This window comes from Sphingomonas taxi, assembly GCF_000764535.1.
Classification (GTDB): Bacteria; Pseudomonadota; Alphaproteobacteria; order Sphingomonadales; family Sphingomonadaceae; genus Sphingomonas; species Sphingomonas taxi.
The window spans coordinates 1,266,417-1,284,702 of sequence record NZ_CP009571.1 but is presented as its reverse complement, the minus strand read 5'-3'; the positions used below and the strand labels follow the sequence as shown (position 1 = coordinate 1,284,702).

At 69.0% G+C, this 18,286-nt stretch carries 21 protein-coding genes; 7 read left to right on the top strand and 14 right to left on the bottom strand.

Annotation, left to right across the window (positions count from 1 at the left end):
• Positions 1-38 precede the first annotated feature (38 nt).
• The 5 genes from MC45_RS05745 to aroQ form a co-directional block, all read right to left on the bottom strand.
• Complete coding sequence (locus MC45_RS05745; protein ID WP_038660652.1) at positions 39-377, bottom strand: P-II family nitrogen regulator; 339 nt, start codon at positions 375-377, stop codon at positions 39-41.
• A 178-nt stretch (positions 378-555) separates the two neighbouring features.
• On the bottom strand, positions 556-897 hold the full coding sequence (locus MC45_RS05740; RefSeq protein WP_038660649.1) for an arsenate reductase family protein: 342 nt from the start codon (positions 895-897) through the stop codon (positions 556-558).
• Positions 898-1,068: 171 nt separating this feature from the next.
• The gene (accC, locus tag MC45_RS05735; RefSeq protein WP_038660647.1) at positions 1,069-2,418 is read right to left on the bottom strand and encodes an acetyl-CoA carboxylase biotin carboxylase subunit; all 1,350 of its coding nucleotides are present in this window, start codon (positions 2,416-2,418) and stop codon (positions 1,069-1,071) included.
• Between the two features lie 3 nt (positions 2,419-2,421).
• Positions 2,422-2,922, bottom strand: a complete 501-nt coding sequence (gene accB, locus MC45_RS05730) for an acetyl-CoA carboxylase biotin carboxyl carrier protein (RefSeq protein ID WP_038660644.1) — start codon at positions 2,920-2,922, stop codon at positions 2,422-2,424.
• 14 nt (positions 2,923-2,936) lie between these two features.
• Positions 2,937-3,371: a type II 3-dehydroquinate dehydratase gene (aroQ, locus tag MC45_RS05725; RefSeq protein WP_038660641.1), complete on the bottom strand. Its 435-nt coding sequence runs from the start codon at positions 3,369-3,371 to the stop codon at positions 2,937-2,939.
• A 340-nt stretch (positions 3,372-3,711) separates the two neighbouring features.
• Here aroQ and thiS point away from each other — a divergent pair, with 340 nt between their 5' ends.
• From thiS to MC45_RS05700, 5 genes are all read left to right on the top strand, one after another.
• Positions 3,712-4,719 carry a sulfur carrier protein ThiS gene (thiS, locus tag MC45_RS05720; protein WP_081974343.1) on the top strand — a complete coding sequence of 336 codons (1,008 nt, stop codon included), beginning with the start codon at positions 3,712-3,714 and terminating at the stop codon, positions 4,717-4,719.
• 104 nt (positions 4,720-4,823) lie between these two features.
• Positions 4,824-5,006: a CsbD family protein gene (locus tag MC45_RS05715; RefSeq protein ID WP_038660638.1), complete on the top strand. Its 183-nt coding sequence runs from the start codon at positions 4,824-4,826 to the stop codon at positions 5,004-5,006.
• 79 nt (positions 5,007-5,085) lie between these two features.
• Positions 5,086-5,370: a hypothetical protein gene (locus MC45_RS05710; RefSeq protein ID WP_038660635.1), complete on the top strand. Its 285-nt coding sequence runs from the start codon at positions 5,086-5,088 to the stop codon at positions 5,368-5,370.
• A gap of 72 nt (positions 5,371-5,442) precedes the next feature.
• Positions 5,443-5,637 (top strand): hypothetical protein, encoded by a 195-nt coding sequence (locus MC45_RS05705; RefSeq protein WP_038660633.1) that lies wholly within the window; start codon positions 5,443-5,445, stop codon positions 5,635-5,637.
• Complete coding sequence (locus MC45_RS05700; protein ID WP_179944563.1) at positions 5,634-6,500, top strand: type 1 glutamine amidotransferase; 867 nt, start codon at positions 5,634-5,636, stop codon at positions 6,498-6,500. The genes MC45_RS05705 and MC45_RS05700 overlap by 4 nt, the downstream gene beginning before the upstream one ends.
• Here MC45_RS05700 and MC45_RS05695 read toward each other — a convergent pair.
• The 9 genes from MC45_RS05695 to MC45_RS05655 form a co-directional block, all read right to left on the bottom strand.
• A complete protein-coding gene (locus MC45_RS05695; protein ID WP_038660627.1) occupies positions 6,497-8,143 on the bottom strand; it encodes a thiamine pyrophosphate-binding protein in 1,647 nt (548 codons plus the stop codon). The genes MC45_RS05700 and MC45_RS05695 overlap by 4 nt on opposite strands.
• A gap of 64 nt (positions 8,144-8,207) precedes the next feature.
• Positions 8,208-8,591, bottom strand: a complete 384-nt coding sequence (locus MC45_RS05690) for a hypothetical protein (RefSeq protein WP_038660624.1) — start codon at positions 8,589-8,591, stop codon at positions 8,208-8,210.
• A 527-nt stretch (positions 8,592-9,118) separates the two neighbouring features.
• Positions 9,119-10,102 (bottom strand): type II secretion system F family protein, encoded by a 984-nt coding sequence (locus tag MC45_RS05685; protein ID WP_171009555.1) that lies wholly within the window; start codon positions 10,100-10,102, stop codon positions 9,119-9,121.
• A gap of 19 nt (positions 10,103-10,121) precedes the next feature.
• The gene (locus MC45_RS05680; RefSeq protein WP_038660612.1) at positions 10,122-11,093 is read right to left on the bottom strand and encodes a type II secretion system F family protein; all 972 of its coding nucleotides are present in this window, start codon (positions 11,091-11,093) and stop codon (positions 10,122-10,124) included.
• 10 nt (positions 11,094-11,103) lie between these two features.
• Positions 11,104-12,378, bottom strand: a complete 1,275-nt coding sequence (locus tag MC45_RS05675; protein ID WP_038660609.1) for a CpaE/TadZ family protein — start codon at positions 12,376-12,378, stop codon at positions 11,104-11,106.
• Entirely contained in the window at positions 12,378-13,058 is a 681-nt protein-coding gene (locus tag MC45_RS05670; RefSeq protein WP_245640850.1) for a CpaD family pilus assembly protein, read from the bottom strand. Before MC45_RS05670 ends, MC45_RS05675 begins: the two co-directional genes overlap by 1 nt.
• Positions 13,058-14,641: a type II and III secretion system protein family protein gene (locus tag MC45_RS05665; RefSeq protein WP_038660607.1), complete on the bottom strand. Its 1,584-nt coding sequence runs from the start codon at positions 14,639-14,641 to the stop codon at positions 13,058-13,060. Before MC45_RS05665 ends, MC45_RS05670 begins: the two co-directional genes overlap by 1 nt.
• 1 nt (position 14,642) lies before the next feature.
• A complete protein-coding gene (gene cpaB / locus MC45_RS05660) occupies positions 14,643-15,677 on the bottom strand; it encodes a Flp pilus assembly protein CpaB (protein ID WP_038660604.1) in 1,035 nt (344 codons plus the stop codon).
• Positions 15,678-15,755: 78 nt separating this feature from the next.
• Positions 15,756-16,223 carry an A24 family peptidase gene (locus MC45_RS05655; RefSeq protein WP_038660601.1) on the bottom strand — a complete coding sequence of 156 codons (468 nt, stop codon included), beginning with the start codon at positions 16,221-16,223 and terminating at the stop codon, positions 15,756-15,758.
• A gap of 51 nt (positions 16,224-16,274) precedes the next feature.
• Between MC45_RS05655 and MC45_RS05650 the strand changes: the two genes are divergently transcribed.
• A complete protein-coding gene (locus MC45_RS05650; protein WP_038660598.1) occupies positions 16,275-17,207 on the top strand; it encodes an alpha/beta fold hydrolase in 933 nt (310 codons plus the stop codon).
• On the top strand, positions 17,204-18,283 hold the full coding sequence (locus MC45_RS05645) for an NAD(P)/FAD-dependent oxidoreductase (protein WP_038660595.1): 1,080 nt from the start codon (positions 17,204-17,206) through the stop codon (positions 18,281-18,283). Before MC45_RS05650 ends, MC45_RS05645 begins: the two co-directional genes overlap by 4 nt.
• The last annotated feature ends 3 nt before the right edge of the window (positions 18,284-18,286 follow it).

The window sequence follows — 18,286 nt, the reverse complement described above, 5'->3', positions numbered from 1 at the left end:
GACCCCGACGGACATCGGGGTGACGGTTCGGTGACGGTTTAGATCGCGGCCTCGTCGCGTTCGCCGGTGCGGATGCGCAGCGCGGCCTCGACGGGGATGACGAAGATCTTGCCGTCGCCGATGCGGCCGGTCTGCGCGGCATTGGCGATCGCCTCGACCACGCGATCGGCAAGCGCGTCGTCGACGACGACCTCGAGCTTCACCTTGGGCAGGAAGTCGACGACATATTCGGCGCCGCGATAGAGTTCGGTATGGCCCTTCTGGCGGCCGAAGCCCTTGGCCTCGGTCACGGTGATGCCGCTGACGCCGATCTCGTGCAGTGCTTCCTTCACCTCATCCAGCTTGAACGGCTTGATGATGGCTTCGACCTTCTTCACGGCAATATGCCCCCTACCGGAGCCCGCGCTCCGAGCGCGGACAGTGCACCAAACGTGCCAGCCCAAGCCCCTCGGGGCAACCGGGATTCGGCGCGATTTGCTGCTTGGAAAACGGGCAGATGCGGCCGGTTTGCCCGTTGCGCGGGCATTGCCGCGGGATGCGGCGGGAGGAATTGGGTTACAGGATCGTGCGGACGGTTTCAGGTGGCCTGGCGAGGACGACGCCTTTGTCGGTCTCGACCAGCGGGCGCTGGATGATGATCGGGTTGATCGTCATGGTTTCGAGGATCGTCGCATCGTCCGCATCGCTATCCGCGAGCGCCTTGGCATCAGGCTCGGTGAGGCGCAGGCCGTCGCGCGGGCTGATGCCGGCGCGGGCGTAGAGACGCGCAAGCTCCGTTACGGTCGGCGGGTGCTTGAGATATTCGATGACGGTGACGTCTGCGCCGGCCTCGTTGAGCAGCGCGAGCGTGTTGCGCGACGTGCCGCAGCGCGGATTGTGGTAGATGGTGGCGTTCATGGGAGGAGCCTTTCATTCCTCCCCCGCCAGGGGGAGGTGGCAGCGCGAAGCGCTGACGGAGGGGGAGGAAAGGGTGGGAGCCTTGTTACAACGCTCCCGCCTTTTCCTCCCCCTCCACCACTCGGCTAACGCCGAGCGGTCCCCCTCCCCCTGGCGGGGGAGGATTTTGGGTCAGGCCTGTTTGGCCAGCCATTCTTCCAGCCACTTGATCGTATATTGGCCGTCCTGAAACTCCGGATCGTCGAGCAAGGCCTGATGCAGCGGGATCGTCGTCGTCGGTCCCTCAATCACGAATTCCTCGAGTGCACGGCGCAGGCGGCGCAGCGCACCCTGACGCGTGGTGCCGTAGACGATCAGCTTGGCGATCATCGAATCGTAATAAGGCGGGACGCGGTAGCCGGCGTAGAGGCCGCTATCGACGCGGACGTGCATGCCGCCCGGCGCGTGATATTGCTTCACCAGACCCGGCGAGGGGGCGAAGGTGCGCGGATCCTCGGCGTTGATCCGGCATTCGATCGCGTGGCCGCGGAACTGGACGTCCTCCTGCCGCAGCGTCAGCGGATGGCCCTCGGCAATGCGGATCTGTTCGCGGACGAGGTCGAGACCGGTGATCATCTCGGTCACGGGATGCTCGACCTGCAGCCGGGTGTTCATCTCGATGAAGTAGAAGTCGCCGTCTTCCCACAGGAATTCGATCGTGCCGGCGCCGCGATAGCCCATGTCGGCCATCGCCTTGGCGACGATGCCGCCCATCCGCTCGCGCTCTTCGGCGGTGATGACCGGCGAGGGGGCCTCTTCGAGCACCTTCTGGTGGCGGCGCTGCAGCGAGCAGTCGCGCTCGCCGAGATGGATGGCGTTGCCGTTGCCGTCGCCGAAGACCTGGAATTCGATATGCCGGGGGTTGCCGAGATATTTTTCCATATAGACGGTGGCGTCGCCGAACGCCGCCTTCGCCTCGGTGCCGGCCTGCTGCATCAGCGTTTCGAGATGCTCGGGGCCGGTGCACACCTTCATGCCGCGGCCGCCACCGCCGCTCGCCGCCTTGATGATGACGGGATAGCCGATCTCCGCCGCCAGCGCCTTCGCCTCGGCGACGTCGCTGATCGCGCCGTCCGAGCCCGGCACGAGCGGCAGGCCGAGCGCGCCAGCAGTGCGCTTCGCCTCGACCTTATCGCCCATCGTACGAATATGTTCGGGCTTGGGGCCGACGAACAGCAGGTCGTGCATCTCGACGATCTCGGCGAACCGCGCATTCTCGCTGAGGAAGCCGTAGCCGGGGTGGATCGCATCGGCGCCGCTGATCTCGGCCGCCGAGATGATGTTGGGGATGTTGAGATAGCTGTCGGTCGCCGCCGGCGGTCCGATGCAGATCGCCTCGTCGGCGAGGCGCACGTGCATCGCATCGGCGTCGGCGGTGGAATGGACCGCGACGGTAGTGATGCCCATTTCGTGGCAGGCACGATGGATGCGCAGCGCGATCTCGCCGCGGTTGGCGATCAGCAGCTTCTTGATCGGGCGCATGCCTTACTCGACCACCACGAGCGGCTGGTCGAACTCGACCGGCTGGCCGTTCTCGATCAGGATCTGGCGGACGGTGCCCGCGGTCGGCGCGGTGATCGGGTTCATCACCTTCATCGCCTCGACGATCAGCAGCGTGTCGCCCGCGGCGACGGTGCTGCCGACCGCGACGAACGGCTTGGCGCCCGGCTCGGCGGAGAGATAGGCGGTGCCGACCATCGGCGACTTGACCGCATTGGCGGTGCTGACGGTCGGTGCCATCGCGCCGGCCTCGGCGGCGACGGGAGCCGCGGCGGGCGCGGGCGCGGCCGCCATCGGCTGCGGCGCATATTGGACGGGTGCGGCGACGGCGGCGGCCTTGCGCGCGACGCGGATCTTGCGGTCGCCTTCCTCCACCTCGATCTCGGTGAGGTGGGTGGCGTCGAGCAGTTCGGCGAGCTGGCGCACGAGGTTCACGTCAACCTGCATCGATTGGGTCTGGGCCCCGGAGTTGGTCTGGTCGGTCATGGGGGAGCCTCCTGTCAGAAGCGCGCCGCGGCTTCAAGCGCAAGGGTGTAGGAGAGCGCACCGAAACCGGCGATGGTTCCCTTCGCGGCGCGCCCGACGAAGCTGACGTGGCGGAAGTCTTCGCGGGTATGCGGGTTGGAGAGATGCACCTCGATGACCGGGGTCCTGATGCCCTTGATCGCGTCGTGGACGGCGATCGACGTGTGCGTGAAGGCACCGGCGTTGAGGATCACCGCCTTGGCACGGCGGGCCTGCGCCTCGTGCAGCCAGTCGACCAGATGGCCTTCGTGGTTCGACTGTCGCATGTCGATTTCCAACCCCAGTTCGCGGGCGCGATCCTCGAGCTGGCCGGCGATGTCGTCGAGCGTGTCGGAACCGTAGATCTCGGGCTCGCGCGTGCCGAGCAGGTTGAGGTTGGGGCCGTTGAGGACGAAGATGGTGTCGGTCATGGCGCGGGCTTATCGCTGTTCGGCGGGCGGTGCAAAGAAGGTCTGTTTTCACGCGAAGGCGCGAAGGCGCGAAGAAGGAAAAGGGTTGGTTCGCGCGGAGGCGCGGAGGCGCAGTGAGGGCGCGTGCGGGACGATCTCAGTCCTTATCCGCGCAGCGGCTATCGACGGTCGGCCGGAAGAGGGAAAGCCCGCTGCCGCGGGCAAGCCATCTCTGCGCCTCCGCGCCTCTGCGCGAACAAAGCTACTTCCTTCGCGCCTTCGCGCCTTCGCGTGAATCAGCCTTGCGAAGGTGGACACCGACGATCACGCGCCTAGATGGGGCGCCAAGGAGTTAAGCCTGATGCCCCATAGCGACGGAACAGTTTCGATCACGGTCAACGGCGCGCATAAGCGCGTCAATGCGGGGCTGAGCCTCGCCGAACTGGCTACCGAGCTGGGGCTGGTGCCGGAGAAGGTCGCGGTCGAGCGCAATCTCGAAGTCGTGCCGCGCTCGACGCTGAAGGACGTGCGGGTCGAGGACGGCGACGATATCGAGATCGTCCATTTCGTCGGCGGCGGCGATCACCAGAAGCCGATCGCGGACGATAGCTGGACGGTGGCGGGGCGGACGTTCCGGTCGCGGCTGATCGTCGGCACCGGCAAATACAAGGATTTCGCGCAGAACGCCGCCGCGCTCGAGGCGTCGGGGGCGGAGATCGTCACCGTCGCGGTGCGCCGGGTCAACGTCAGCGATCCCAACGCGCCGATGCTGACCGATTTCATCGATCCCAAGAAGGTCACCTATCTGCCCAACACCGCGGGCTGTTTCGATGCGGAGAGCGCGATCCGCACGCTGCGGCTGGCGCGCGAGGCGGGCGGCTGGGACCTCGTCAAGCTTGAGGTTCTGGGCGAGGCGAAGACGCTGTATCCCGACATGCACGAGACGCTGCGTGCGACCGAGATCCTCGCCAACGAGGGCTTCAAGCCGATGGTCTATTGCGTCGACGATCCGATCGCGGCGAAGCGGCTGGAGAATGCCGGCGCGGTGGCGATCATGCCGCTGGGCGCGCCGATCGGGTCGGGGCTGGGCATCCAGAACCGCATCACGATCCGGCTGATCGTCGAGGGCGCAGGCGTGCCGGTGCTGGTCGACGCCGGGGTCGGCACCGCGTCGGACGCGGCGGTGGCCATGGAGCTGGGTTGCGACGGCGTGCTGATGAACACCGCGATCGCCGAGGCGAAGGACCCGGTGATGATGGCGGCGGCGATGCGCGCGGCGGTCGAGGCGGGGCGGCTCGCCTATCGCGCCGGGCGGATGGGGCAGCGCCGCTATGCCGATCCGTCGAGCCCGCTCGCCGGGCTGATCTGACCGCCTGACGTATTTGTCACGGAACCGGTCCGTTCCCAACCCGTTGTCCTTGCTGTAGATCAAGCGGCCCGGTTGGCGGGGCGCGGTCATAGCAGGAGGTCCTCATGGGCGAGCTCACCGACAAGATCAAAGGCACCGTCAACGAAGCCATCGGCAACGCCAAGGAAGCCATCGGCAAGCACAATGACGATGCCAGCCTGACCGCAGAGGGCAAGGCCCAGCAGGCCGAAGGCAAGGGCGAGAAGTTCAAGGGCGGCGTCAAGGGCGCGCTCGGCGACAATATCTGACCTTCGGGTGAGATGACCGGCAAAGGGCCGTCCCGGGGAAGCGGGGCGGCCCTTTCCATATCCAACAGGGACGACGCAGATGAAGAAGATGATGATCGCGCTGAGCGCAGGCGCGATGGCGCTGTCGCTCGCCGCATGCGGCGGCAAGGGCGACGACAAGCTGGGCAGCGACGTCAAGGCCGCGGCCGACAACCGCGCTGACTCGCTCGAAGCGCAGGCGGACAATCTCGAGGATCAGGCCAAGGCCGAGCGCAAGAGCGCGAGCCAGCAGGCGGATGCGATCGACGATGCCGACGTCAACGCCGCGGCGATGTCGGACGGCGAGAAGGCCGCGTTGATCAACGGCAGCGACAAGCTGCGCTGACCGCATGGCCTGACCGGGGACAATTTTGTCCGAGCGACGGACACATCGGTTAATATGACTTGTTAGTGTCCAATGACCACGCCGTACAACACTCCGTCCTCGGTCAGCCATGAACATGGTGAGATCATCGTCGATGGCCCCGATGGGGTCGCCGTGTCGCTGACGCCGGAGGCCGCGCTGATCACGGCGGGGCGGTTGGAGACCGAGGCGATCGATGCGCTGATCGAGCGCGGCAGGACCGTGACGACGAAACCGGCCGACGGATGACGATGCCCTTGCGGTTGCTGGTGGCCGAAAGCGAGCCGCCGGCGGCGCGCGAAACGCGGCGCGAGAGCGTCGGGCGCAGTTCCGGCGAGACGTTCCTCAAGCGGCTCGGCGCGCTGGTCCCCGATGCGGTCTGCGAGCGGATCAAGCCGGCGGATCACGATGCGGCGGCGCCGGCGGGCGGGCTCGACGGCTATGACGGGGTGATCCTGACGGGGTCGCCGCTTCATCTGTACGAGGATACGCCCGAGGCGCGGCGCGAGATCGACTTCATGCGCGCGGTCTATCGATCGGGGACGCCGGCGTTCGGGTCGTGCGCGGGCCTGCAGGTCGCGGTCGTCGCGGCGGGCGGCACCGTGCGGGCGATGGGTGCGCGACGCGAGGCGGGGTTCGCGCGGCGCATCGTGCGCCAGCCGGCGGGGCAGGATCATCCGCTGCTCGCCGGTCGGCCGCCGGCCTATGACGTGCCGGCGGTACACAGCGACGAGGTGGCGACCCTGCCCGCGGGCGGCAGGCTGCTCGCCTCGAACGGCGTCACCGAGGTGCAGGCTGCCGAGATCCGCCACGACGGCGGCATCTTCTGGGGCGTGCAATATCATCCGGAAATCTCGCTGCGCGAGGTCGCGGCGGCGCTGCGGCGGCAGGCGGACGATCTGGTCGCGCTGGGGCTGGCGCGCGACGCGCTCGACGTGGCGACGCACGCGGCGCTGGTCGAGGCGTTGCACGAGGCGCCCGACCGGCGCGATCTGGCGTGGCGGCTGGGCCTCGACGAACAGGTGACCGAGCCGCGCACGCGGATGACCGAGTTGCGCAATTTCCTCGACCGGCTGGTGGTGCCGACCCGCGCGGCGCGCGGGCGGGGCTAGGCCGATCGCTTACCAAGGATGGCGGCGGGGGTGATTACGTCGACGTCGGTGCGCAGATGGAGCAGCCGGACGCCACGCTGTTCGATCGCGCGGGCGAGTGCGGGGGCGAAATCGTCGGTGCGCTCGACGGTCTCGGCCCAGCCGCCGTAGGCGCGGGCGAGCGCGGCGAAATCGGGATTGGCGAGCGTGGTGGCGGCGACGCGGCCGGGATATTCGCGCTCCTGGTGCATGCGGATCGTGCCATAGGCCTGGTTGTCGACGACCAGCACCAGCAGTTGCGCATCGTGCTGGACGGCGGTGGCGAGCTCCTGACCGTTCATCAGGAAGCAGCCGTCGCCGGCGAGCGCGACCACCTGCCGCTCGGGATAGCGGAGCGCGGCGGCGACCGCGGCGGGCAGGCCGTAGCCCATCGCCCCGGCGGTCGGCGCGAGCTGCGTGCCGGGGGCGGGGTAATGCCAATAGCGGTGCCACCAGCCGCTGTAATTGCCGGCGCCGTTGCAGATGATCGTATCGGCGGGGAGCTGTTCGCGCATCGCGGCGACGCAGGGGCCGAGGTCCATCGTGACGCCGTCGCGCGGCGCGGGCGTGGACCATTGCACCCACTCCGAGTGTGCCTCGGCACCGCCGGGATGGGGCGGGCCGTCGAGCGCGACCAGCGCCTCGGCGAATTCGGCCATGCCGGCGCAGATCGCCAGATCGGTGCGATAGGTCATGCCGAGTTCGTTCGCATCGGGATGGACGTGGACGAGGCGCTGGCCGGGATGATCGGGGGTGATCAGCGTATAGCCGTCGGTCGTCGCCTCGCCGAGCCGCGCGCCCGCGACGATCAGCAGGTCGGCATCCTTCACCCGCGCGACGAGCGCCGGATTGGGGCCGTAGCCGAGATTGCCGGCGTAGCTGGGGCAGGCGTTGGGGATGGCATCCTGCCGGCGGAAGGCGGTGGCGACGGGGACGCCGGTGCGATCGGCCCAGGCGGCGAAATCCTGCGCGGCGACGCCGTCCCAGCCCGCGCCGCCGACGATCGCGAGCGGCCGCTCGGCGGTGGCGAGCAGATCGGTGAGCTGTTCGAGCGGGGCTTCGTCGCAGCCCTGCGGCAGGCGTTCGACACGGGGCCGGTCGGCGACCGCGGCGGTGTCGCGCAGCATGTCCTCGGGCAGCGCCAGCACCACCGGGCCGGGCCGGCCGTTCATCGCCACCGCATAGGCGCGGGCGACATATTCGGGGATGCGCGTGGCATCGTCGATCCGCGCCGCCCATTTGGCGATCGGGGCGAACATCGCGGGAAAATCGATTTCCTGGAAGGCCTCGCGGTCGCGGGTGGTGCGGTCGACGTCGCCGATGAAGAGGATCAGCGGCTGCGAATCCTGCCGCGCGACATGGACGCCGATCGCGGCATTGGTCGCACCCGGCCCGCGCGTCACGAAGGCGATACCGGGGCGGTGGGTGAGCGTGCCGTCGGCGCAGGCCATATAGGCCGCGCCGCCTTCCTGCCGGCAGACCACCGTCGCGATGTCCGGCGCGTCGTGGAGCGCGTCGAGCACGGCGAGGAAGCTTTCCCCCGGCACCGTGAAAATCCGCTCACAACCCTGTGCAAGCAATTGATCGACCAGAATTTGGCCGCCGGTGCGCGAGATGGTCTCCATGATGCGATCTTGCCCGGTCACGCCGCGGAAGTCGAGCGGCGGCGATCCGGGCGCGGCGGTCGCGTCAGACGCGCGAACGGTCGCCGAAATCGAACCAGCCGGGGCGGTTGCCGGCGGGATAGGCGGGGCGGACGGTGCGCACCGGGCGGGCACTGCCGGTGAGACGCTCCCCGATGGTCGGTGCGGCGGCGACGGGGGCGGCGGCGACCGGGACGGTTTCGCCAGCGCGGGCGAGACGGTCGTTCTCGCGCTCCAGCTCGGCGATGCGGCGGTTGGCGTCGACAAGCGCGGCGTCGCCCTGCTTGCGATAGCCGGCATGCGCCTCGCGCTCGTCGGCATAGCGCGTCTTCCACTTGCGGCCACCGCCGTGGCTGGCGAGCCCGAAGAACCAGCCGGCGACGAGGCACAATGCCAAAGCGACGAACTGCGTGGTGGTGGTGAACAGCATCCGAGCCTCCCTGTTACGGGTGCATAACGAGCGCGGCGGGGGTTGGTTCATCGGGCCGGGAGCGTCACGCTGCGTGGAAGCGGTGTCGTTGCGGTGGAATGGGTTAGGCGCCGAACGTGGACAAGATGGACACCTGAATGGAAACGATCCGGGTTTATCGTTTCCGGAAACGTGCTGATCGATGGCGATGAGAAAGAGCGTGTGGGGGGCGCTCTTTAGCATTTGCGGCGGGTGTAGGACAGCCGGGCGTTGGTGTTGGTCCGTCGCTTTCCGGAACCATCCGTCACCCCGGACTGGTTCCGGGGTCCACTCTGCGGCGAGGAGAACGGCTGGAGGTTACGTCGTGCCCTTGCGGCGCAGTGGACCCCGGAACAAGTCCGGGGTGACGTATCTTAGGTGGAGGCGGATCGGGTCTCACCTGCCCTTCGACAGGCTCAGGGCGAACGGTGGTGGGGAATGTCTCCCATCTCATGGGGGAGAATGTCTCCTACCTCCCCATGGGGGATGCCCTCCAAGGAGGGCTCCCGCTAGAAGGCGTCGCTGATCGAGCAGGCGGCGGGGCCGAGGATGACGATGAACAGCGTCGGGAGGATGAAGAGGATCAGCGGGATCGTCATGATCGCCGGCAGGCGCGCGGCCTTCTCCTCGGCGCGCATCATGCGTTCGTTGCGGAATTCGGCGGACAGCACGCGCAGCGCCGAGGCGAGCGGCGTGCCGTATTTCTCGGTCTGCACCATCGTCGTGACGACGCCGCGGATCGCGTCGAGGTCGACGCGGGTGGCGAGATTCTCGAACGCCTGCCGCCGCTCGGTGAGGAAGCCGAGTTCGATCGCGGTCAGCGTGAATTCGTCGCCGAGTTCGGGATAGGCGCGGCCGAGTTCCTTGGCGACGCGGTGGAAGGCGGCGTCGACGGTCAGGCCCGCCTCAGCGCAGATCACCAGCAGGTCGAGCGCGTCGGGCAGGCCCTTGCGGATCGCGTCGCTGCGCTTGGTGATCTTGTTCTTCAGATAGATGTCCGGCGCCTTGTAGGCGAGGATGAAGGTCACCGCGACCAGCGCATAGCGTTTGAACGGCGACCAGTCGGGGAAATAGTCGAGCCCGTAGACGACGACCACCATCAGCCCGCCGAACACGATCGGCAGCGCGAGCCGGCCGAAGATGACGCCGACCGCCCATTCCTTCGACCGGATGCCGGCGCGCATCAGCTTGAGCTGCGCGTCCTTGACCTGGCTGTCCTGCAACACCTTGAGCGACGAGAGCAGGCCGCGCATCCAGTCGGTGGTGTCGCTGCGCTGGACCAGCTTGGCGCGGCGCTTGGTCGAGGCGGTGATGCCGGCCTTGAGCTGTTCGCGGCGTTCGTTGAGCGCCTTGACGCGCTTGGTCATCGGATCGGTGACGGTGCGCATCACCGTATAGATGGCGAGCATCACCGCGAAGGCGGCGACCCCCGACAGGATGGTCGCGACCCAGAGCACGTCGATGCCCATCAGCGTCGGTCCGGAAGCCTGCATGTCTATTCGCCCCCGGCCATCAGATTTCGAAGCTGACCATCTTGGCCATGATGAACACGCCGATCCCCATCCACAGCAGGCCGCCGATGCCGGCGATGATCAGCCGCGGTTCGGAGAAGAAGCCCTGCATATAGCCGGCGTTGATCATCCAGATCATCCCGAAGACGATGAACGGCAGCGACCCGACGATATAGGCCGAAGCCTTGGATTCGGACGACATCGCCTTGATCTTCAATTTCATCTGGCCACGCTGGCGCAGCACCGTGGCGAGATTGGCGAGCGTTTCGGCGAGATTGCCGCCGGTCTCGCGCTGGATCGCGATGGTGATGACGAAGAACTGGAATTCGGGCGTGCCGAGCCGGTCGGCGGTGTCCTGCAAGGCCGCGTCCATCGACATGCCGATCTTCATCTTGTCGGAGACCATGCGGAATTCCTCGCCGACCGGCCCCTCCACCTCGTTGCCGACGACGCCGATCGTCTCGCTGACCGGCAGGCCCGAGCGCAGGCCGCGGACGAGCAATTCGATCGCATCGGGGAATTTGGCGGTGAAGCGGGTGACACGGCGGCGGATGAAATAGCCGACCATCCAATGCGGCACGCCGGCGCCGACCGCGACGCCGAACAGCAGGGCGAAGAGGAACGGCGCGCCCTTGAGCATCAGCAGCCCGGCGACGACGACGATCAGCCCGGCGCTGACCATGCCGTAGCGGCCGACGCTCCAGTCCTTGCCGGTCATCGCCAGCCGGTGGGCGAGCTGCGCCGGATTGGGCAGCAGCCGGCCGACCGCGAGGTCGGTGCGGGTCTGGACGCGGCCGGCGGCGATGCGCCGCATCTGCGATTCGACCACCGCGAAATCGCCGTGGCGCATCCGCATCGCGGCAACGCGGCGCGTCTGCGCGCGCTGCGGCGATGGGCCGGCGAGCGCGAAGGCGACCAAGGCGATCGCCAGTCCGCCGCCGAGCAGCACCATCGCGAGAGGGAAGAGGTCCATCGCCGCGACGCTATTTCTTGGCGCGGCGCGGCAGCAACGCGGAGAAGCCGCCGATCAACGACTTGCCCTTCTTGCGCGTCTTGCCGTCGCCGCTGCCCGCGACGAGTTCCTCGCCGGCGTTGAGGACGTGGCGGGTGAGGTCGATCAGCGGCGCGATCGTCTTGGTGTTCTTGCCCGCCTCGGCGAGCGGCTTGCCGAGCTTGGCCGATTGCGCCGCCAGTTTCTGGTCGAAGGGGACGAGGAAGTCGATCTTGCGCTCGATCGAGCTTTCGAAATCCTTGCGGCTGATCTCGAGCTGCGCGGCGGGGTGGACGCGGTTGGCGACGACGGTGAGATGGGTCTGTGGTGCGTGCGTCTTGAGCCACGACAGGATGCGGATCGTATCGCGCGCCGAGGCGAGGGTGAGTTCGGTGACGATCACCGCGGCCTGGATGTCGCTGATGAGCTGCGGGTGCTGGACCAGCATCGCACGCGGCAGATCGACCACCGTCGCCTCGAAGGCGGCGCGCATCTCTTCCTGCAACTGATAGAAAGCGGCGCCGTCGGTAACCAATGGTGCGTTGATCGGTGCCTCGGCGGAGAGGACGGCAAGCTTCTCGGTCGCCTTGACCATCGCGCGTTCGATGAACAGGCCGTCGATGCGGCTGGGATTCTCGATCGCGTCGGTGAGGCCGCGGCCGGGCTCGAGATCGAGCGTCAGCGCGCCGGTGCCGAAATGGACGTCGAGATCGAGCAATGCGGTGGTGCGCTTCTCGCGCTCGGCGAGCAGCCAGGCGGTCGAGGTGGCGACGGTCGACGCGCCGACGCCGCCGCGCGTGCCGATGACGGCGATCGCGCAATGCGGCCGGTCGATGCTGGCCTCGGCGAGCTTGGGGGCGTTGAGCATCGCCTGCGCGTGACCGAAGGCCTCGCGCATCGCGTCGGGATGGAGCGGCTTGAGCAGATAATCCTGGATGCCGCTGGCGATCAGGTCGCGGTAGAGGCGCACGTCGTTGACCTGGCCGGCGGCGATCACCACCGTGCCGGGCTCGCACACTTCGGCGAGGCCGTTGATGTCGCTGAGCGGATCGCCCGATTCGGCGAGATCGACGAGCAGGATCTGCGGGCTGGCCGAAACCGACAGCGACTGGACGGCGTTGCGCAGCCCGCCCTTGTAGACCTTGTCAACCGACCAGCCGAGTTCGGCGGCGATCGGGCGCAGCGTTTCGGCGGTGGTCTCGTCGCAGACGTAGGCGGCGAACGGCTCGCGCGTCGAGAGACCGGCGGGTTTCCAGGGGGCGTTCATCAATTGGCTCCGCGGGCGCTGGTCGCCTGCAGCGCGGCGGCGCCGGTCGGCGCCTTCTTGCGATAGGTGTCGATCGCCTTGGCATTGGCCGCGGTATCGACGAGCGGCTGCGCATCGGTGCCGGAGACCAGGTCGCTCGGGCGGGCGATCATCGCGGCGAGGTTGGCGTTGATCGCGCAGCCGTAGTTGGACGAGGTGTTGGCGTCGAATTCGTTGCTCGAATTGCGGCTCCAGTCGGGGCAGCCGGGCACGCTGGCGTGCATGCGGCTGACGACGACGCGCAGCGTGCCGGGCGTCACCGGCGCGGCGGTCACCGGCCGGTCGTCGGAGAGCAGCAGGCCGTAACTGGCGACGACGGCGGCGATCTCGTCGCGGGCGCGGCCGGCGCCGTCGGCGCTCTCGTCGATCGCGACCTTGTCGCCGAAGCCGAGGTGCATCGTGTCCATCCAGCCGGCGAGCCGGCGGCCTTCGCCGGCGGCGAGGCCGGCCCCGGCGGTGGCGAGGTCGAGCGCGTAATCGCTGCGTGCGACGACCGGCTGATGAACCGATTCGAGGCCGCGGTTGGTGGTGCCCATGCAGCCGCCGAGAAGCAGCGCGGGCAGGGTGGCAAGGAGCAGCTTGTGCTTGGTCATCGGGGCCATGTCCTTGAACGGGTCCTTGATCGGGGCCGGCGCGGGCATCAGTTGGAAAATCCGGGGGCGGGGACGGCGCCCTTCTTCTTCGACGTGGCGCGCGGATCGGCGGCGGCGGGCGCGGGCTGACGCTGCGGCACCGGCAGCACCGCCGCGGCGGCGCCGATCGTCGGCGCGGGCGGCTGGCCGCCGGGAACCATCGTCGGCACCGGACGCGGACCGTTGCCGCCCGAACCGACCTCGCCGAGCAGGATGCGCGCGGCATCGCTCGGCGCGCGATAGCCGTCGTGCGGCAGCGCGATCTGGGCGGGATCGCTCACCGGCTTGACCAGATAGGGGGTGATGATGATGACCAGCTCGGTCTCGTTGCGCTGGAAGTTGGTCGAGCGGAACAGCGAGCCGATGATCGGCAGGTCGCCGAGGAACGGCGTCTTGTCGATGTTGTTGCCGTGGCTGTTGGAGAGCAGGCCGCCGATCATCATGCTCTGGCCCGAGCCGAGCTCCAGCGTCGTCTCGGCGCGGCGGGTGGTGATGCCGGGAACGCGGGTGCCGCCGACGCTGACCGCATTGGCATTGTCGATCTGCGACACCTCGGGACGGACGCGTAGCGAGATGCGGCCGTCGGACAGCACCGTCGGCGTATAGGCGAGGCTGACGCCATATTGCTTGTACTCGACGGTGACGGTGCCGAGTCCGCCGGAGAGCGGGATCGGGATCTCGCCGCCGGCGAGGAAGGTCGCGGTCTCGCCCGACAAGGCGGTGAGATTGGGGTTGGCGAGCGTCGTCACCTGACCCAGCGTCTCGCCGAGATCGACCGCAGCGAGCAGGTCGAGGCCGAGCAGCCTGCCGGCGAGGCCGAGCGTCGAGCCGGAGCTGCCGTTCGGGATCAGGGTGGTATTCGTACCTGTGTTGAAGCCGGTCGCCAGCGGGAAACCAGGCGTATATTGAGGGCTGACGCCGCCGCGACCAATGCCGAATTTGAACCCGCCGGTCGAGTCGACCGAACCGAGGTTGACGCCGACGTTCTTGATGAACGTCCGGCTGACCTCGGCGATGCGGACCTGCAGATTGACCTGCAGCGGGGTCGCGGTCTTGAGGCGCGAGAGCACCTTGGTCGCGTCGCCGACATAGGCCTGGACCAGCCGTTCGGCCTCGGCGGCGTCACCGGGGCCGGCGACGGTGCCGGTGAGCAGCACGATGCCGTTCATCGGCGTCGCGACGAGCCGCGCGTCGGGCATCGCGAGCTGGAGCATCGCCGCGATCGAATCGAGGTTGTTGCCGACGCGGACGGTGGTCGCATAGACGACCGCGCCGCCGCGGGTGGTGGCGGAGATCGTCGTCTCGCCGGTCTTCTTGCCGAAGATGTAGAGCTGCGTCGGCGAGCGGACCTGGACGTCGGCGATGCTGTCATCGGCGACGAAGACGTCGCTCATCGGTCGCGACAGCGTCACCAGCCGGCCACGGCCGGTGTTGACCTGGACGACCGACGAACTGCCGCCGGCGACCGCGGCATCGGCACCGGTGCCGCGCGCATCGGCGATGGCGAGCGGCGCGGCGACCGTGGTGGCGAGCGCCAGCGCGACGGCGGCGGTGCGGCCGCAGCGGGTGCGGAGGGGGTGGACGAGAGGCATGTCAGTTTTTCCCTCCGACCGGAACGACGGTCACGGTGTTGCCGCGGGCGATCCGCACGGCCGGGCCCTGGATCGTCGCGCCGCCGGCGCCGGGCGCGCCACCCGGTGCGGTGCCGGTGCCCATCGGGGTGCCGGCGGCCGGTGCGCGTGCCGGCACGGTGCTACGCTGGAAGCGCGAGACGTCGGCGCCGGTGGCGAAGGTGGTGCCGCCGGTCTGCGGCTGGGTGGCGAGGCGCAGCATCATCGCCTTTTCGGCGCGCGGGTCGCCGTCGGGCACCTTGACCGCGCCGCTGGCGATCGCCTCTTCGAGTTCGGTCGAATTGTCGGCGAGCGCGCGCAGCGACAGCGACAATTCGCCGATCGTGCGCGCCACCGCGACCTGTTCGGCCATCTTCGGCGTCGCCTCCAGCGTCACCGTCGAATAGCTCGTGACCTTCGACTTGCCGTCCTCGCCGACGACATTGTCGGTGCGCTGGTCGGTGGCGAGCACGCGGACGTTGCGCATGATCGTCTCGGACACCTTGAGCGGCTGGCCGTCGCCGCCGCCGTTGACGGTCTGGGTCAGGACGAGGTCGATGCGGTCGCCCGGAAAGACGAAGCCGGCGACCGCCGCCTGGCTCGACACGCTGACGGTGACCGCACGCATGCCCGGTCCGAGCGCGGCGGCGAGGAAGCCGCGGTCGCCCGGCGACACCAACGCGCCGCGAGTGACCGGCTGGCCGGCGGTGATCGCGTTGCGCACCACGGTGCCGGTCAGTTTCGCCACGTCGGTACCCGCCTTGAGGTAATAGGCGTTGTCGACGAGCTGCTGCGGCCACGGCTGGAACTTGAGCGCGGTGGCGTCGAGGATCGTGCCGACGGGCAGCGCGCGGGTCGCGACCAGCACTTCCGGGCCGGTGACGACGACCGGGGCGGGGGCGCCCATCGCCACCGCCTGCGGCGCGGAGGCGCCGACGAGCAACGAGCGGGCGAAAAATGCCGTGATGCCGGCGACGAGCAACGCGCCCACCAGCAAAACGATCTTGCGACTATCCATGGTCTCAACGGGCCTTTCAGCGCACCGGTGGTTGATTGGGCCATCTTGGCCGCGGACTGGTTAAAATCCGGTTCGTCTTCAAAGGGCTGGCAGAGTGGCGGGCAGCGCGAGCAGCGCCGCCGCGGCGATTGCGACGCCATAAGGCACCTCAACCTCGCCGATTCGGCGCTGCCAGCGCCGCTCGATCATCATCGCGACGGTGATCGCGCCGCCGAGCACCGACATCAGCATCAGCATCTGCAACAGGCCGCCAAGCGGCAGCCACAAGGCAAGCGCGCCGATCATCTTGACGTCGCCGCCGCCCATCCAGCCGCAGGCGAAGGCGCCGACGAACACCGCGAAGACGATCGCCGCGACGAGCAATTGCACCGCGACGTCGCCCCAGCCGAGCCCCATCGCCCACCACCACAGTGGCGCGAGCAGTGCGATCGCCGCATTCTTGCCATTGGCGATCTCGCGGGTGCGGGCATCCTCGATTCCCGCGGCGACGAGCAGGCCGCCGAGCGTGACGGCCAGCGCCGCGATCAATAGACTATCCCATCCCATCGGACGCGACAGGTAGACGGCATGGCTTGCGAAACCGTAACCAAAGCAACGATGACCGACCAAGCCGAGCTGCGCCGCGACCTGCCCGCCGATTCGCGCCTGACGCAATGGCAGGCGCCCGACGGCTGGCGCCACCGCCGCTTCGACTGGCCGCATCCCGACGCCCGCGGGCGTATCCTGGTGCAGGGCGGCCGCGCGGACATCGTCGAGAAATTCCTCGAGACGATCCGCCACCTGCATGCGCGGCGCTGGTCGGTGACCGCGTTCGACTGGCGCGGGCAGGGCGGCTCCGGGCGGCTCGCCGCCGATCCACACGTCGGCCATGCCGCCAGTTTCGACGCGTGGGTGGGCGATCTCACCGCCTTCTGGCGCGACTGGACGCGCGCGGGGGAGGGGCCGGCAGTGCTGCTCGGCCATTCGATGGGCGGGCATCTGGCGCTGCGCGCGATGCTCGACGGCGGCGTCGTGCCCGATGCGGCGGTGCTGGTGTCGCCGATGATCGGCGTGCGCTCACCGCTCGGCGCGCGGGCCGGTCGTGCGGTCGCCTGGGCGATGACGAAGATCGGCGATCCCGCCCGGCCGGCGTGGACGGTGCGGCCGGGCAAGGCGTCCGCCGGCCATCGCCAGCAGCGGCTCACCCATTCGCTCGATCGCTATGCCGACGAGGCCTTCTGGTATGCGCGCGATCCGTCGCTGCTGCTCGGGCCGCCGAGCTGGGCGTGGGTGCTGGAGGCGTTCGACTCGGGCGCGCGGCTGCAGGCCGACCCACGACTGGCGGCGCTCGCGGTGCCGATGCTGATGCTGGTCGCCGATGCCGACCGGCTGGTCGATGCCCGCGCCGCGGTGCGGCTGGCGGCGCGGCTGCCGCGGGTCGAACTGGTGCGCTTCGGTGCCGAATCGGCGCATGAGATCCTGCGCGAGGACGATGCGGTGCGGCGGCGTGCCTTCGACGCGATCGACGCGTTCCTGGATCGGCTGCGATGATCCACGATATCGCGATCATCGGCGCGGGGATCGCCGGCGCCAGCCTCGCCGCCGCGCTCGCGCCGCACGCGCGCGTGCTGCTGCTCGAGGCGGAGGCGCAGGCGGGCTATCACAGCACCGGGCGCTCGGCCGCCTTCTGGTCGGAGACCTATGGCGGGCCGGGCATCCAGCCGCTGACCAGCGCCTCCGAAGCGGCGTTGCGCGGCGGCGGCTATCTCGCGCCGCTGGGATCGCTGCATATCGGGCGGGCGGCGGATGCCGGGCGGGTCGACGCCTTCCTCGCCGCGTTCGAGGGGACCACGGTGGCGCTCGACCGCGTCGATCCCGCCGCGTTCGTGCCGGGGCTGCGGCCCGAATGGACGCTCGGCGTGCACGAGCCGAGCTGCGCCTATATCGATGTCGCGGCGCTCCATGCCGCCTATCTGGCCGAATTCCGCCGCGCCGGTGGAGCGATCGCGACGCGCGCCGGGCTGGACGAGGCGCGGCGTGCCGACGGCATCTGGACGATCGCGACGCCGGCGGGGACGTATCGCGCGCGCGTGCTGGTCAATGCGGCGGGGGCCTGGGCAGATCGCATCGCCGTGCGGCTGGGCGCGGCGCCGCTCGCCATCCAGCCCTATCGGCGGACGATGGTGCAGTTGCGCACCGATCCGCCCGCGGGCGCCGATCTGCCGCATGTCGCCGATATCGCGGGGCGGTTCTATTTCAAGCCGGAGGCGGGGCGGCTGTGGCTGAGTCCGCACGACGAAACGCCGGTCGATCCGCACGACGTCGCGCCCGAGGAGATCGACGTCGCATTGGCGGTCGACCGGTTCGAGCATGTGGTCGACTGGCGGGTCGCGGCGGTCGAGCGGCGTTGGGCGGGATTGCGCAGTTTCGCGCCGGATCGGTTGCCGGTGTACGGCTTCGATCCGGCGGTGGCGGGGCTGTTCTGGTGCGCGGGGCAGGGCGGCTTCGGCATCCAGACCGCGCCCGCCGGCGCGACGGTGGCGGCGAGCCTGTTGCTGGGGACGGCCCTGCCGGCGGGGTTCGAGGGGGTCGACGTCGCGCGCTATGCCGCGGGGCGGTTTGCTTAGTCC

Coding starts and splice junctions, on each gene's coding strand:
- accC (WP_038660647.1), bottom strand. CDS start 2,418: ATGCGCCCGATCAAGAAGCTGCTGATCGCCAACCGCGGCGAGATCGCG.
- MC45_RS05685 (WP_171009555.1), bottom strand. CDS start 10,102: ATGCAGGCTTCCGGACCGACGCTGATGGGCATCGACGTGCTCTGGGTC.
- thiS (WP_081974343.1), top strand. CDS start 3,712: ATGCCCCATAGCGACGGAACAGTTTCGATCACGGTCAACGGCGCGCAT.
- MC45_RS05670 (WP_245640850.1), bottom strand. CDS start 13,058: ATGCCCGCGCCGGCCCCGATCAAGGACCCGTTCAAGGACATGGCCCCG.
- MC45_RS05700 (WP_179944563.1), top strand. CDS start 5,634: ATGACGATGCCCTTGCGGTTGCTGGTGGCCGAAAGCGAGCCGCCGGCG.
- MC45_RS05645 (WP_038660595.1), top strand. CDS start 17,204: ATGATCCACGATATCGCGATCATCGGCGCGGGGATCGCCGGCGCCAGC.
- MC45_RS05665 (WP_038660607.1), bottom strand. CDS start 14,641: ATGCCTCTCGTCCACCCCCTCCGCACCCGCTGCGGCCGCACCGCCGCC.
- MC45_RS05710 (WP_038660635.1), top strand. CDS start 5,086: ATGAAGAAGATGATGATCGCGCTGAGCGCAGGCGCGATGGCGCTGTCG.
- MC45_RS05705 (WP_038660633.1), top strand. CDS start 5,443: ATGACCACGCCGTACAACACTCCGTCCTCGGTCAGCCATGAACATGGT.
- MC45_RS05690 (WP_038660624.1), bottom strand. CDS start 8,591: ATGCTGTTCACCACCACCACGCAGTTCGTCGCTTTGGCATTGTGCCTC.
- aroQ (WP_038660641.1), bottom strand. CDS start 3,371: ATGACCGACACCATCTTCGTCCTCAACGGCCCCAACCTCAACCTGCTC.
- cpaB (WP_038660604.1), bottom strand. CDS start 15,677: ATGGATAGTCGCAAGATCGTTTTGCTGGTGGGCGCGTTGCTCGTCGCC.
- MC45_RS05650 (WP_038660598.1), top strand. CDS start 16,275: ATGACCGACCAAGCCGAGCTGCGCCGCGACCTGCCCGCCGATTCGCGC.
- MC45_RS05715 (WP_038660638.1), top strand. CDS start 4,824: ATGGGCGAGCTCACCGACAAGATCAAAGGCACCGTCAACGAAGCCATC.
- MC45_RS05680 (WP_038660612.1), bottom strand. CDS start 11,093: ATGGACCTCTTCCCTCTCGCGATGGTGCTGCTCGGCGGCGGACTGGCG.
- MC45_RS05655 (WP_038660601.1), bottom strand. CDS start 16,223: ATGGGATGGGATAGTCTATTGATCGCGGCGCTGGCCGTCACGCTCGGC.
- MC45_RS05675 (WP_038660609.1), bottom strand. CDS start 12,378: ATGAACGCCCCCTGGAAACCCGCCGGTCTCTCGACGCGCGAGCCGTTC.
- MC45_RS05740 (WP_038660649.1), bottom strand. CDS start 897: ATGAACGCCACCATCTACCACAATCCGCGCTGCGGCACGTCGCGCAAC.
- MC45_RS05695 (WP_038660627.1), bottom strand. CDS start 8,143: ATGGAGACCATCTCGCGCACCGGCGGCCAAATTCTGGTCGATCAATTG.
- accB (WP_038660644.1), bottom strand. CDS start 2,922: ATGACCGACCAGACCAACTCCGGGGCCCAGACCCAATCGATGCAGGTT.